This is a genomic window from Roseivirga misakiensis, assembly GCF_001747105.1.
Lineage (GTDB): Bacteria > Bacteroidota > Bacteroidia > Cytophagales > Cyclobacteriaceae > Roseivirga > Roseivirga misakiensis.
Genome location: NZ_MDGQ01000005.1, coordinates 2,322,493 through 2,337,005 on the forward strand (window position 1 = coordinate 2,322,493; position 14,513 = coordinate 2,337,005).

At 38.8% G+C, this 14,513-nt stretch carries 14 protein-coding genes; 6 read left to right on the forward strand and 8 right to left on the reverse strand.

Going from position 1 to position 14,513, the window contains the following annotated elements:
• Window positions 1-6: 6 nt before the first annotated feature.
• On the reverse strand, window positions 7-684 hold the full coding sequence (gene sdaAB, locus BFP71_RS17820) for an L-serine ammonia-lyase, iron-sulfur-dependent subunit beta (protein WP_069836762.1): 678 nt from the start codon (window positions 682-684) through the stop codon (window positions 7-9).
• Window positions 685-765: 81 nt separating this feature from the next.
• On the opposite strand from sdaAB, the gene BFP71_RS17825 reads away from it, so the two are divergent.
• A complete protein-coding gene (locus BFP71_RS17825) occupies window positions 766-1,590 on the forward strand; it encodes an aminotransferase class IV (RefSeq protein ID WP_069836763.1) in 825 nt (274 codons plus the stop codon).
• On the opposite strand, the gene BFP71_RS17830 is transcribed toward BFP71_RS17825, so the two are convergent.
• Window positions 1,568-2,362, reverse strand: a complete 795-nt coding sequence (locus BFP71_RS17830; protein WP_069836764.1) for a thymidylate synthase — start codon at window positions 2,360-2,362, stop codon at window positions 1,568-1,570. The genes BFP71_RS17825 and BFP71_RS17830 overlap by 23 nt on opposite strands.
• 29 nt (window positions 2,363-2,391) lie before the next feature.
• Here BFP71_RS17830 and BFP71_RS17835 point away from each other — a divergent pair, with 29 nt between their 5' ends.
• The gene (locus BFP71_RS17835; RefSeq protein WP_069836765.1) at window positions 2,392-4,698 is read left to right on the forward strand and encodes an efflux RND transporter permease subunit; all 2,307 of its coding nucleotides are present in this window, start codon (window positions 2,392-2,394) and stop codon (window positions 4,696-4,698) included.
• Here the strand turns inward: BFP71_RS17835 and BFP71_RS17840 are convergent.
• From BFP71_RS17840 to BFP71_RS17865, 6 genes are all read right to left on the reverse strand, one after another.
• Window positions 4,695-6,062, reverse strand: a complete 1,368-nt coding sequence (locus tag BFP71_RS17840) for a DUF5723 family protein (protein ID WP_141719800.1) — start codon at window positions 6,060-6,062, stop codon at window positions 4,695-4,697. The genes BFP71_RS17835 and BFP71_RS17840 overlap by 4 nt on opposite strands.
• Before the next feature lies 1 nt (window position 6,063).
• A complete protein-coding gene (locus BFP71_RS17845; protein ID WP_069836767.1) occupies window positions 6,064-7,683 on the reverse strand; it encodes a hypothetical protein in 1,620 nt (539 codons plus the stop codon).
• 31 nt (window positions 7,684-7,714) lie between these two features.
• A complete protein-coding gene (locus tag BFP71_RS19535; RefSeq protein WP_069836768.1) occupies window positions 7,715-7,912 on the reverse strand; it encodes a PspC domain-containing protein in 198 nt (65 codons plus the stop codon).
• 24 nt (window positions 7,913-7,936) lie between these two features.
• Window positions 7,937-8,941 carry an endonuclease/exonuclease/phosphatase family protein gene (locus BFP71_RS17855; RefSeq protein WP_069836769.1) on the reverse strand — a complete coding sequence of 335 codons (1,005 nt, stop codon included), beginning with the start codon at window positions 8,939-8,941 and terminating at the stop codon, window positions 7,937-7,939.
• Window positions 8,942-9,047: 106 nt separating this feature from the next.
• Complete coding sequence (locus BFP71_RS17860; protein ID WP_069836770.1) at window positions 9,048-11,465, reverse strand: ABC transporter permease; 2,418 nt, start codon at window positions 11,463-11,465, stop codon at window positions 9,048-9,050.
• Between the two features lie 224 nt (window positions 11,466-11,689).
• Complete coding sequence (locus BFP71_RS17865) at window positions 11,690-12,802, reverse strand: alanine racemase (RefSeq protein WP_069836771.1); 1,113 nt, start codon at window positions 12,800-12,802, stop codon at window positions 11,690-11,692.
• 136 nt (window positions 12,803-12,938) lie between these two features.
• Between BFP71_RS17865 and BFP71_RS17870 the strand changes: the two genes are divergently transcribed.
• The 4 genes from BFP71_RS17870 to BFP71_RS17880 are packed head-to-tail and all read left to right on the forward strand — an operon-like array spanning window position 12,939 to window position 14,513.
• Window positions 12,939-13,784, forward strand: a complete 846-nt coding sequence (locus BFP71_RS17870) for an SPFH domain-containing protein (protein ID WP_394331369.1) — start codon at window positions 12,939-12,941, stop codon at window positions 13,782-13,784.
• Between the two features lie 4 nt (window positions 13,785-13,788).
• Window positions 13,789-13,935 carry a hypothetical protein gene (locus BFP71_RS19395; protein WP_176723384.1) on the forward strand — a complete coding sequence of 49 codons (147 nt, stop codon included), beginning with the start codon at window positions 13,789-13,791 and terminating at the stop codon, window positions 13,933-13,935.
• Between the two features lie 3 nt (window positions 13,936-13,938).
• On the forward strand, window positions 13,939-14,109 hold the full coding sequence (locus tag BFP71_RS17875) for an Arc family DNA binding domain-containing protein (protein ID WP_069836773.1): 171 nt from the start codon (window positions 13,939-13,941) through the stop codon (window positions 14,107-14,109).
• Window positions 14,110-14,135: 26 nt separating this feature from the next.
• A complete protein-coding gene (locus BFP71_RS17880; RefSeq protein ID WP_069836774.1) occupies window positions 14,136-14,513 on the forward strand; it encodes an SdpI family protein in 378 nt (125 codons plus the stop codon).

Consider the following 14,513-nt stretch of genomic DNA (forward strand, 5'->3'; position numbering starts at 1 on the left):
TTTGTTTTAAAAATCAATATCCGGGATGAAGATGACCTCTCTTATCCATTCCAAATGCTTTAAATAATCTATTGTTACTCTAGGTGGTTTGGAATCCATTTCTATGACATGGCATGCCAAATCATGTTTTCCTTTTCTATTGACCGACATAGAGGCAATGTTACATTCATCGTTTGCCAGAACAGTTGCTATAAAGGCTATGGCGCCTTTGCGATCACTAGCCAGTAAAATCATAGTGGTAATGTTCGCATTAAAGCCAACACTAAATCCGTTGACTTTCGTGATTCTAATCACTCCTCCACCTCTACTTTCGCCAGTTACTTGAATCTCTCTATCACCTGCTGTTGCAACAATATTAACTGTGTTTGGGTGCATGGTAGATGCATTACCCACTGACCTAAAATTCACTTTAAATCCTGCAGCTTTTGCTTCTTCGAAAGCTGTTTTTATACGTAGATCGTCTGTTTTGAAATCAAGTAAACCGGCTACAATAGCTCGATCACTTCCATGACCTTCATAAGTCCGAGCAAAAGAGTTATAAAAAGTTATTTCGGCCTTATCGGGGTTAGCCCCTAAAATTTTTCTCGCTACCCTCCCAATTCTAACGACACCCGCAGTGTGTGAGCTGGAAGGACCTATCATCACAGGGCCTATCATATCAAATACACTACTTTGTTCTGCCATTACCTATAGAATTTCAAATTCAATATTAGGGAAATAAGTACTTTCAATTTTTCCATTATGTTTGAAAGGTCAATACCCTACATGAAAGCGATATTTAACTCTCGAATAGTCAATACTGATGATCAAGTCGTTAAAACTACCAACCGTTCATATTGTTATGGAGACGGCCTCTTCGAAACAATTGTTACAGGACCGGAGAGAATTAATCTGATCGGTTATCACGTCAACCGACTCGAGCAAGCATGCCATGTTATGGGTATAGATTTTCCTGTTGATCTGTCAAGCGATCGAGTGGATAAAATGGTTCAAGAATTACGTGCTTTTAACGGTATTGAAGGTGTATCAAGATCAAAACTCAGTCTTTGGAGAAATGAAGGTGGACTTTATTCTCCAACAGAAAACTCGGCTTCTTTCTATTTAGAAACTTCCCCTACCGAAAGTCAAGTCTATCGTCCTTTACAAGAAATTGGTTTATCGGCTAATTATCATACCCTTTACAGCCCGATCTCTTTTGCCAAAACTAGTAATGCACTCACATATGTTCTAGCTGGGCGAGAGAAACAATCGCAGTCCTGGGACGACATTATTCTAACTGATGTAAATGGAAATATAGCTGAGACACATATAGGGAATATCTTCTGGGTTATAGATTCGAAAATATTCACCCCAAAACTGACTACTGGATGTATTGAAGGCATAATGCGCAGATACACTTTAGAGTTCTTTCGGAAAAACGGAAGTCCAATTATTGAAACGGAGGCGCCGATCAAAGACCTGGAGGATGCTCAAAGTATATTCATGACTAATGCCTCGGGCATTAGATATTTCAAATCCTATAAGGCGCAACATTTACAAAATCCAAACGCTGTGCTTGAGGAGCTCATTAAACGGCTACAGCAGCCTTGATATGCGGATGAGGATCGTATCCGGTAAGTTCAAAATCCTCATATTTAAAATCGAATATATCTTTTACCGCTGGATTTAATGTCATGGTTGGTAGAGGCCTGAAATCTCTAGTCAACTGTAATTCTGCCTGCTCAAAATGGTTTGAATATAGATGTGCATCACCAAAAGTGTGGACAAAATCACCCGGTTCTAGGTCACAAACTTGTGCTACCATTAATACGAGCAATGCGTAAGACGCAATATTAAATGGTACTCCTAAAAATACATCAGCACTTCTCTGATAAAGTTGGCAACTTAGTTTGCCATCGGCGACATAAAACTGAAAGAAAGTATGGCATGGCGGCAAGGCCATATTATCAACATCGGCAACATTCCAAGCGCTAACAATGAGCCTTCTGCTGTTTGGAGATTTTTTAATTTGATCGATCAGTTTTGTGATCTGATCAATAGTTCCTCCATTACCATCAGGCCAATTTCTCCACTGGTAACCATATACAGGACCTAAATCGCCATTTTCGTCAGCCCACTCATCCCATATTCTAACCCCATTATCCTTGAGGTATTTAATATTGGTGTCACCTTTCAAAAACCATAAAAGTTCGTGTATGATCGATCTCAAGTGTAATTTCTTGGTTGTTACAACAGGAAATCCTTCCGAAAGGTCAAATCTCATTTGATATCCAAAGACACTTTTTGTTCCAGTACCCGTTCTGTCACCTTTTTCAACACCATTTTCGAGAATATGCCTCATTAAGTCGTGGTACTGCTTCATAATGTCTGTGATTTTATAGTTTTGAATTAATGAACAAATTAAATCAAAATGTATCTAAAGGGAAGGCTTCATCTGAAGTTTTTAAAGTCCCCTCATGGGTACAGAATTTTGCCACACTTTCTGGAAGGAAAGCTAGGGCTAGATTGATAATACTGTTCTTAATTACTGTATTCTTGGGGCTTCAAATTCCTAAGCTCCAGTTTAATTATGATTTTAATAGTTTCTTTCCTGAAGGCGATGAGGATTTAGCCTATTACGAAAAATTAAACGAAGCTTTTGGCGAATTCAATGACTTCCTTTTCGTGGTAATAAAGTCTGATAACCCAACGGCGAAAAGCTTTCTCAATCAAGTCAAAGAGTCCATTGATAGCCTTCAAGAATTTGATCGGGTAAAGTCGGTTCAAAGCTTGTTCGATTTGAACAGAATCCAAATAACTCCATTCGGAATTAACAAAGTAAGCCTACTAAGTGATGACCTGGAGTTGCCCGATGGCTTTGACTTTGACCGACTCAAAGGTAAATTCTTGGGCAACGACAATAAGTCTATACTGCTCATCGTGCGGCATATCGGATTTGCCAGCAAAAGTGATGGAGATGAATTCTATCAGGATTTAGACCGGTATATCGAAAGTGTTTTCGACACTGATTATTTGATTTCTGGGAAAGCTCAAATGCAATATGACTTTACTAGAAAGTTTGAAAAAGAGCTTGCCAGCTTACTTATTTTAGCCTTAGGATTCGCTGTGGTGGTACTTGGGCTAATCTTCAAAAGTTTAAAAGGTATTATTATTCCTTTAGTCACTCTAGTTATCAGCATAGTATGGACTATGGGGTTTCTGTCATTAACCGGTAAATCCATAGACGTAATGGTCGTAATTATTCCAGCCATTTTGTTGATTGTTGCCTTATCAGATGTCATCCACCTAGTCCATAAGTATGACGAGTTCAAACGTGTAGGAAAGAATACAAAAGATTCACTTTACGCTGTTACGGTTTTTATTGGTAAAGCCAATTGTCTAACCTCCATCACAACCTGTATCGGTTTTTTAAGTCTCTATGTTATTCCAATACAGCCTATTCAAGATTTCGGCTTCTTTACGGCCGTGGGTGTTTTTTTCGCTTTTGTTATCACATTCCTGCTCATTCCAGCACTTCTTTTCTACTTCCCTTCTCCAATAGAAAAACAGGTGAGCGTGAATTCCCTATGGCAAAAATGGATAAACTCATTTTTTCTATTCGTTCTTAAATGTAGAAAGCCAATCCTTCTGTTTACGGTCATTTTATCAGTCATTCTAATCTCTGGAATCTCCATGGTAAGGCTAAATACTTCCATATTAGTAGGGTTTCAGAAGGGTGAACCTGAACTAGAACAGGTGGCTTATTTCGATAGTAATTTTGACGGTTACAAACCTTTCGAAATCGGTATATCTATCAATGAGGATAGAGACCTATTGGACGTTGAGGTACTCTCCGAAATAGAAAAACTCGAGCATTACTTAGAAAACGATCTAAGTATTACTCACATCGAGTCCCCATTGACTTTGATCAAAGAGATAAACTCAGGCTTCTACGGCGGGTCAAAAAACTACTTGAAACTACCTGAGGCCAAGAATTTAAGACGTTTAAGTAGGTTTTATAATAGTCCCCGATTATCTGATAGTCGTAGACTTTTTGAAATCGAAGGTGAAAACGTAGTTCGGTTAATCGGAAGGTCGAAAGATATTGGTAGTCACGAAACACGAAAGCTAAACTCGGCGCTCGAAGACTTTCTTAATAGCGAAATAGATTCCGAGTTAATAAATGTAAGACTTACGGGCACATCTTACTTGATAGATAAAACCGATAATTATGTAGTGAATTCGTTAATCAAAGGCCTTGCAGTTGCCACGATTACCGTATCTATTTTACTACTCATTTTCTTTAGAGAATGGCGTTTGGTGCTGATATCACTTGTCCCAAATATTCTACCCGTATTAATCCTTTTCGGCTTAATGGGATTTTTTCAGATTGATTTAAACATCTCAACGGCTGTGATTTTCACTGTAGCTTTTGGAATTGCCGTAGATGATAGTATTCACTTGATCGTAAGGTTTTACTTAGAAAAAGACCGCAGCAAAAGTCCAATCTGGGCAATGAAGAGAACGCTATCGGGAACAGGTAAGAGTATTATAGTCACCAGTTTGGTGATTTTGGCTGGCTTTTCACTATTTATTAGCTCGGGCCTTTCTTCGCCTTTTTACTTGGGACTCTTTATCGCAATAACAGCAATGGTAGCACTAATTCTAGATTTGACAGTGCTACCATTGCTCATGCTTAAGATTTCAAAGAAAGACTAAAGTGCGTCTAAATCGGCAACGCTATCTTTCTTGATCCATTTCTTATATCCAAACATTAAATTCAACCCGAATCTAAAGTCCGCTTTGGAGTATTGTTCTGGACCGTTAGTTACTAGTACATTGTCCATGGCCAAATACAACTGCACTGGGCCAATATTTGTACCCAAATTAGCACCAATATTCATCTCGTTATTAGAACCTCTATAAGTCCCCAAAAGTCCTACTACGAACTTATCAAACTTATGATTATAAGCCAGCGCATAGTTAGCAGGAAAGTTATCTAAGGCATTGTTATGGAAATACGTTAAAGAGAATCTATCATTTGGCGTCAAGTAGGCAGAAGCCGTCAAATACATTCTAGTTGGTAGGTTCGTTTTAAAGCCTAACCTCGTTTCATTAGATCTGAAATTGTTTTCAAGACTATCCTTAAAGACTTCGCCTGAATCTTCTAAACCCTCTAATTGAACCCCGCTAAATGTAGCAACCGTGTCAGCAGTGTTATAATTTCTAACCTGCTCTTTCCAATTAATTGAACCTAAGTCAGTAATTGAAGCTTCAACTTCTAACCACTTTAATGCTTTGAACTTAGCTCCAAAATCAAAAGCAATTGTCTGATTGTCGTTGGCCGTGATATAATCTGTTAAAGCATTTGATTCGTAATCGTCGGAATTAAATAGAAAATCCAAACCAGCAGTATTAGCCGTTCCGTTTTGCACAGCAATTTGCCAGCTAAAATCGTTCGCTTGGGTAGTCAAAGAAGCTGATGCGCCATCTTTCAAAGAACCGTGGAATATACCTGTCACCAATTTGGCTCTAGCACCTACAGTCAACCGCTCTCCTAAGAACTTTCGGGCATACCCAACACCAATTTCATGGTAAGCTTCGATCCTTAATCTGGTTTCAGAGAAGTCTATCGTCTGACCGATTTTATTACCATTTCCGTTGGCCACGAAGTCAATGAAGTCTTTGCTGTAAACAAAATCCATTGTTGCTCGAGCATTGGCGAAGAAAGAGTAACCTCCTTTTTTCGTTTTGACTCCAACATGAAAAAGATTGGATGTAACATCTAGGTTCAAATAGTTCAGGTCCTGAGCCACTGAGTTCATTAAATCGAAATCAAGTGTCAACTCAGACTGACCATCAGGTCTTGAAAGTAGTTCTTGAAGTTTTAAATCCCCTTGTAGCATAACGCCGTTATTTAGCGCAGGCATACTCACTGTAATCGAGTTATTAGGGATAAAAGCAGGTTGTAAACCAGCTGTTTGAGGAACAATATCTCTTAATTGATAAAAAGACAAATAACCTTGTGCATTTACATTTAATGCACTGATTAGGAATAGGGTGATAATTGCTAGCTTCTTCATCTTAATTGCTTCCTGAGTTAACTTCAACATCTGCTTGAGCCGAAAGCTTAAACTTTAACTCATAGTCTTCAAAAAACTTTACCGCCACATTGGATGCGGCGTCAGTAGTAGTCAGCGTAGCAACTACATTGATACTAGTGGCATTTTCGATTGCTCGAATATCCTCTTCTTCTAATTGAATATCTGCTGTAGATAATGCAGCTTCTGTAGTTCTTCCATCTACACCCACAGGTGCAGCATCAAAAGCAGCTCTTTGGTCAATGGTATAGACCACGTTATCCTGATCATCCAAGAATTGTAACTCAACCAACCCTCCTAACGGAAGTTCATTTTCAGCATTGATTCTGAATAATATCCTTTTGGCCTCGTCAAGATCTTCACTATTGTTAAAATCCAGTTGTTCCTCGGCGATCAACTGGTCAAGATTAATATCTAAGGGAATTTCTACAACAACACCGATATCGAGAATACTCTGATCGTTAACAAAATTGTAAACCGGCGGTACGTTAGCAGGATTAGCTCCAGCTTCAACTTCTATAATAACCTTTGTAGGCTGTGAAGAAAGGAGTACATCAATATTTGAATTGTCTTTGTTTAGCTCTATCGAACTTCGAATGACTTGCCCCTCCTGCGCAAGTGTCGGACCGTCTACAACTTGTAAGCTATTAACCACATCTCCTTCTAAAGGAATAATAGCTCCTTCAGGACCGATCGCTGAAACTTCTTGGAAGTCTATACCTAATGGAAAGCCAAAGCTATTGTCAAAATTGAAGGTAATTTTAGGGTCAGCAAAAGCAATATTGCCTGCCTCAAAGTTTCTGAAGAAATCAAAATTCACGACTTGGAAATTTACCGCAAGTGATTGATTTCCAACATTTCCATATACTCTTTCAAAAGCCGCATCATTAACCCCAATATCAAAATTAATACGTTGACCAGAGGTAATGACGCTTGATGTCGTAACTGAAATAGTGTATTCAATTCTGACTAAGAATTTATTTGAAGAAGGATTGCCCTGATCATCTAAATGAAAAAGTCCTCTGTAATCCACGAGAGATTCTGTCTGAGAAAACCCAGAAGAACCAGATGGCAATGAGCCCGTCACCACTAAAGGTGCGTCATTTTCAACAAGTGAAATAAACGTTGCTGTAAAATCAATATCCGCATCGAATGTTGAACTTGCTTCAAATTCAAATTGCCCGTTACTAAAAAAGATACTATCGTAAGTTTCGTTTGAAGTTTGCGTTAAATCAAACTCAAATAACTCAGAAACGTTTAGCGTCGTTGTTACAGGAGGATTCGATACGTTCACCCCAGCGGCAAGTGATCCACTAAAACTCTGATCTCGAATATTAAGGAAGGTGGAAGCGCTTTGTGACTGTAATGTCTCCTGATAATTGAGTTGAATTACATTTTCATCATTCGGAAGAATATCAGCACCAGCGTCGTTTAGTTCTTCAAAAAGTTCGCTAACGGTGTAGGTTATTTCTCCGACGGGAATAGCCAATGAAGGATCAAAAATGATGTCTCCAAATTCTGCATTCTCAAAGTACTTGACATTACAGGACGGAATCGCTGCCAGTGCTATACACAATAGCACTGCGGGTAGAAAACGTTTCATATTGAATACGGTAAGTAAAAAATTGGTTCAGTTAATCTTTTGTCATCACAGCCCATAGTACAAAATATACTAATAGACCAGGAAGACCGGCACTAAATATTGAAAGCAAAACGTAAATAAATCTAACTAAAGTAACGTCCCAATTTAGCCACTCAGCCAACCCGCTACAAACTCCCGCTACAACTCGATCGGAACTTAACCTCTTTAGTTTACGTTTTTTCAAAGTCATAAAAACTCCTTTCAAGGTCTGAATTTAGTTACTTAACTCATAAATACCTATTAGCGGAAAGTGATCAGAATAATAAATGTCCCCCACTGTGCTGAAAGATTTTAGAGAGAACTCTTGGGTAAAGAATTGATTATCAATCCTTAGATAAGGTATCTTATTATTAAATGTGGCCCCGATCCCCCTTCCTTGCTCTTCAAAAGCATTGGAGAAATCTTCCCTGAATTGAAAATAATTATAACTGAATGGTACATCGTTAAAGTCACCAATCACCATTTTAGGATAACTACACTTCTTGGCGTGGTTCAATAGAATTTGAATTTGTCCGGTTCTAGAAGCACTGGAGAAAACAAATCTTGACCTGATGTCTTCGTACTCATTTTTGATACCCTCTGAATCCTGAATTTTATCTGGATTTATTCCCATAGACTGTAAATGAACACCATACACGCGAATTGTATCTTGTTCAATAACCAAGTCGACAAATCGGATATTATTGAGCTTGTCCTTTTCCAATAATAGGCCATCGTTGATTATAGGGTATTTGGAAAAGATGGCATTTGTGGATCGTCCTTTATCCATTGATACATTGTAACTACCATTTTCTGCAATTCGCTGAGCGATCCGCTTACCAGGATAAAATTCTTGAAAGGAGATAATATCAGCTTCTACACCGTTAACCCAATCCACCACACTCTGATAGTCATTTTCTTTCGCGTCAACGAACCATTTTACATTGTAATTCAAGACACGAATACCTTCCTTTTCTATATCATTACTTCCTCCTATAGATAGGCCAACCCGAATAAATGGCCAACCTACTAGCAGTAAAGCTAAAGCGACAAAACCAAACCTCCATTTGAACACGCCACTGAGTATGACGAAAACTAAGTTGATGCAGATTATAAATGGAATACCAAACGAAATAAGCCCAGAATATTTGAATACTTCTGGAGACACCAAAACACTCGCATAGACGATCAAAGACAACAACGTCCAGAGGATAATGGGTAGTTTTATGATGTTCTTCATCTAGCGTTTGGAAAACACTATTCTAACCATTTTGGAGTAATTTTCTTATACCACGGACATAAAAAAAGGCGACTTTCTGGAAAGTCGCCTTTTTGCAATACTCATCTTATTCGGTTCTCAGAGATTTTACTGGATTGCTCACAGCAGCCTTTAGAGATTGATAGCTCATGGTAGCCACAGCAATAAACAGTGATCCTAAGGCAGTTAGTGCAAATATCGTCCAACCGATGGTAGCTCTATACTCAAATCCTTGAAGCCAATTGTTGGAAAAATACCAAGCTAACGGTGCCCCAATTAAAAATGCGATAATGACCAGTTTACCCATGTCTTTAGAAAGCAGGTAAACCAACTGACCTACATTGGCACCTAGCACTTTTCTTATACCTACCTCTTTTATTCTGTTTTCAGCAGTATAAGCGGCTAAACCAAAGAGGCCTAGACAGGCGATGATAATAGCCAAGCTTGCAAACACTCCGAATATCTTACCAAGGCGCTGCTCGGCATCATACATACGTTCAAATCGAGCATCTAGAAATGACGTTTCGAATGGCTGATTTGGAGCAAATTTAGCCCAGCTGTCCTCCATCTTTTGTAAAAGTGAAGCATAGTCCGATGTATTTACTTTTAGATTGAGCAAGCCAGTACTGTTTCCCAGTTGCATTACAAGTGGGCCAATTTTGTCTTTCAACGTTTGAAAGTGGAAATCCTTCACTACACCAACAACCTTATAACCTTGGATAGTACCTTCTAAATCCGCAAACGTACCAACAGTTTCACCAATCGGATTATCAAAGCCAAATTCTTTCACCGCAGCTTCATTGACAATTATGCCTAAAGAGTCTGTTGGAAAATCACGCGAGAAATTACGGCCATCGACAATTTCCATTCCCATAGTTTCCAAATACTCATAATCAACTGTCCAGTTACTTGAGATAATTTGGTTATCCTGAGTCGGTACAACTCCCTTCAAGAACACGTTCATGTTATTACTCGAAGGTGTAGGTAAGAATCCGCTCAATGAAGCTGACTTCACTTCAGAAAATGACTCCATTTCTGTTTTTAATGCTGCCGTATTTCCTCGAGCTAAGTAAGCATCGTTTATAATAATCACTTGATCTCTGTCAAAACCTAGATTTTTATTTTGGATGAACTCCAATTGGTTTTGTATAACCAAGGTTCCGATTACCAAGAATATTGAAGTACAAAACTGTACAACCACTAATACATTTCTCAGAGCTCCGCTTTTCATACCACCACTCAAGGCGCCTTTTAACACTTTTACTGGTTGAAAAGATGACAAGAAAAATGCTGGATAGGATCCCGCTAATAAGCCCACGAGGGTAATCCCCACAAACATGGCAATGAAAAACGTTGGGTTTTCAAAAGGTATCGTTAAGTCTTTGTCTGCAAGTCCGTTGAAAAACGGCATGGCTACATAGGCTAATCCGACAGCAAGTACAAATGAAATAAAGCTTATCAATATAGACTCTGCTAAAAATTGATAAATCAATTGGCCTTTTACAGATCCTAATACTTTTCTGACACCAACTTCTTTAGCTCGGTGTGCCGAACGGGCTGTAGATAGGTTCATAAAATTGATACAAGCGATCAATAGTATGAAGAAACCAATGGCCGAGAATATATAAACATACTTAATGTCGCCATTAGCATCAAGTTCTCCCTGCAAATCAGAGTGTAAATGAATACTTTGAACAGGCTGCATTCCAAAAGCAAGGTTATTGCCATTGTTTTCCATTTGCTCCCAGTCCATATTCATGAAACGCTTCACTTCTGGACCGATATACTTTTCTAACATCGCAGGAAACAGGGAAGCCATTTTCTGAATATCAGCTCCCTCACTAAGCACTATATACGTTTGGAAATTCATGCTCAACCAAATAGGCTGCTTCGCCTCATCCAGTGTTTCCATTGATCCCATTACGTCAAATTCGAAATGAGTATTAGCTGGAATGTCTTTATAAACCCCAGTAACCTTGTAGTCCTTATTACTTCCAAATTCAATTGGTTGTCCAAGTGGATCAGCATTACCGAAATATTTTGCGGCGGCAGTTTCACTCATCACCAAAGACTTCGGTTGCTTCAGCGCAGTTTCTGGATCACCTAGTACTAATTCGATACCAAAAATCTCTAAAGCTGAGTGATCGGCCCAGACGAAGTTTTCTTCTTTGAAAACATTATCTCCAAACCTGATGAACGGTGAACCGTTTTGCCTGAAACGTGCAAAGTTTATCACTTCTGGATAATCATCAAGCATCGCTTTACCAACAGAAGGACCAACTACTGCTAAATCGAAAGCTGAGCCATTAAGCGCACCAGCCATCGTCAACCTATAAGTGTTCTCAGAATTCTCATAGTGGCTATCGTATCCGAGCTCGTCCGAAACAAATAGCGTAATCATCAGGCAACAAGCTATGCCTATTGCCAATCCACTAATATTTAATAGGGAATAGAACTTATTGCGGAACAGATTTCTGAACGCAATTTTGAGATAATTTTTAATCATGTTGTTGAGTTTTGACCTTAATTAATTCAAAGCTATGATTCATAAACAGGGACCGAATATACTTATCGGTAAACACCCGATTTTGATCGGTAAGCCGTCAATAAAAATCTATTAACTAATGGGTAGATTCAGATAAGAGGTAAAATGTTGCAGTTTTACCCGAAAAAAATTCTATTAATCATAGAAGGCTAATTTTTTCTTATCGCCATCAGCTGAATCTAGAATCACTTGACTCCTAAGGACATATGGGCAATTTCGTCGCCTTGAGTAGTTTGATAGGACTTCATTAGGTTGGCCGTGAGGCATGAGTGAATCGGTAGGATACCGATAACATCACCAATTTTCAAAACTTGCATCAACTCATTTGTAACAGTCAGAATTCCATGTTCTTGGGATATTGAGGTTAGCTTGGCACCTTCGATAATCGATGACCATTGATTGTCTTCAAAAACCACCATTTCTCCGAAAAACTTCTGACCAGTAGCATCAAACAAATGATCTTTAGAAAAATGTACCGCCCCACCATGAATTAAGACTTCATTGCGCTCTGGATACTTAGCAATAACCGGACACGCTACGGCCACGGCGATATCCTCTTCTTTGCAAACGTTCAGATAATTCATGACCAAATCATAGAATACAAAATTACCTGGCCCAATTTCGTCGATTGGCTCCATATGCTGCACCATCGAACAACCCGGAGTATCTCCCATTCTAATCTTTAACGGTCGGTTTGTTGGTTCAATTTGAGCTTTTATTTGTGCCAGCTCTTTCATGGCGTTTTCCCAAATCTTTTCGATTTCGCGAGTATCATTCGCATGATATGTATCACCGCAGTGACAATACAATCCATACAAATTCATCTTATCCGATTGTTCTATGGCCGTAACCATTTCTTTGACTAGAGGTGTGTTCTTTGCATGAACACCAGACCTGCCGTAGCCGGCATCTATCTCAATAAATATATCAAGCGTTTCAACTAATTCTTGGTTTAGGAAAGTAATCGTATCTAAGTCCGTGGCTAAGAGTTTAACTTTTACTCCATTTGTCAAAAAGGAATTGATCACCTGAATTTCGAGTCGGTTAAAAGGAAATGCAACAGTAATATCCTTCCATCCATGCTTGACAAAGTATTCGGCCATTTCTACAGAAGAAACTGCCGCCGCATCTATACCTTTTTCTCGAAATATCTCTCCAATTTCTTTCGATTGATGGGTTTTAAAATGAGGCACAAGCATAGTATTAGTCAGTTTTGCCTTTTCTAACATGAATTCGATATTGGAATTGACCTTTGCTAGATCAAGTAACAAGGTCGGTCGTGTTATACCATCAATCATGGTTGAATTTAATCATCGCAGATCAATTTTAGGATGAATGTGAAAAAAGTCTAAACCTTTTTCAGAAACCCCTCGTATATTTGATCACTAATTGATATCAATTTAATATCACATTAAATTCTTAACTATGCAGAAAATCGAATCACACTTTAAGCCACGTTCAGGATATGGCATGCTTGCCTTTGTTCTATTAATCTTCATTGGTGCTATTGCCGGTTTGGCCGTAACTCAACAAGGTGAATTTGGCTTACTTTTCATACTATTCTTTCTTTTACTCCCGGGATTCTTCGTTATTCAACCCAATAGGTCGCGGGTTATGATCTTTTTCGGAGAATACAGGGGCTCTGTCAAGGAAAATGGGTTCTACTGGGTAAATCCATTCTACGTAAAGAAAAAAGTATCACTTAGAGCGCACAACTTTGATAGTGAACGAGTAAAGGTGAATGACAAACTGGGTAATCCCATTATGATTAGTGTCATTTTAGTTTGGCAGGTAGAAGATACTTTTAAAGCTGTTTTTGACGTCAACGATTACGAGCACTTTGTTCGTGTGCAATCCGATGCCGCGGTAAGAAAACTAGCCAATACTTTCGCCTATGACAACTTCGAGGATGATTCGGAAATCACTTTGAGGTCGGGTATGGAAGAGGTAAACCACGATTTGGAAGAGGAATTGACAGAGCGATTGGCAATCGCTGGAATCAAGGTCATAGAGGCACGTATTGGCTATTTAGCATATGCCGAAGAGATTGCTAGCGCCATGCTACAAAGACAACAGGCAACTGCTATAGTCGCTGCAAGATTTAAAATTGTGGAAGGTGCTGTAGGAATGGTAGAAAGTGCTCTAGAAGAGCTAAATTCCAAGAGTATTGTAGATTTGGATGAAGAGAAAAAAGCATCCATGGTGAGTAACCTTATGGTTGTACTTTGCTCTGATAAATCTGCTACCCCTGTAGTAAATGCTGGTACACTTAACCATTAAAAATATGGAGTATAAACTTGTAGCTAAAGGAGCTTTTGAGAAAACAGAGACTTTTGAAAAGCGTCTAAACGCAATGGCTGCCCAAGGGTGGCGTGTAATCACAAATATGTCCCAGGGTGCTTATTTGTTACTCGGGAAAGGGAAAATATAAGCTATGCCTAAGAAAAAACCTTTTGTTTTAAGGCTAGATCCGGAACTGTTATCTGCTGTCGAGAAATGGGCAGCAGATGAGTTTCGTAGTACCAATGGCCAAATGGAATGGCTTATCAATAAAGCACTAAAAGAGTCTGGAAGACTCAAAAAGAAAAAAGGTGAGTCTGAATAAAATTTAAATAATAACCCACTTTAAAAATGTCTGATTCTGAATCTATAATGGTACACAGTATCCTTATTGTCTCTAGTATGCTTGTGGCACTCTTGGCGAAATTCGTTCGGCCAGACGAACCGAATAATCTAAGCGGTTACAGAACTAAGCGATCAATGCGTAGCCAAGACACCTGGGAATTTGCCAACGAATATGCTGGTAATCTTATCATGTGGTCATCAATAATTACTGTCTGTCTTGAAATCCTATTGGCTATATTCATAGGTGGAAATACGGCAATAATCATTACTGTAATCATCATGACCGTCGGGATGTTCGTAGCGATCGGTGCAACAGAGTATCAATTAGGAAAACGATTTGACAAACAGGGAAAACCCATTCAAAAATTCGGAGATAGATTCTAA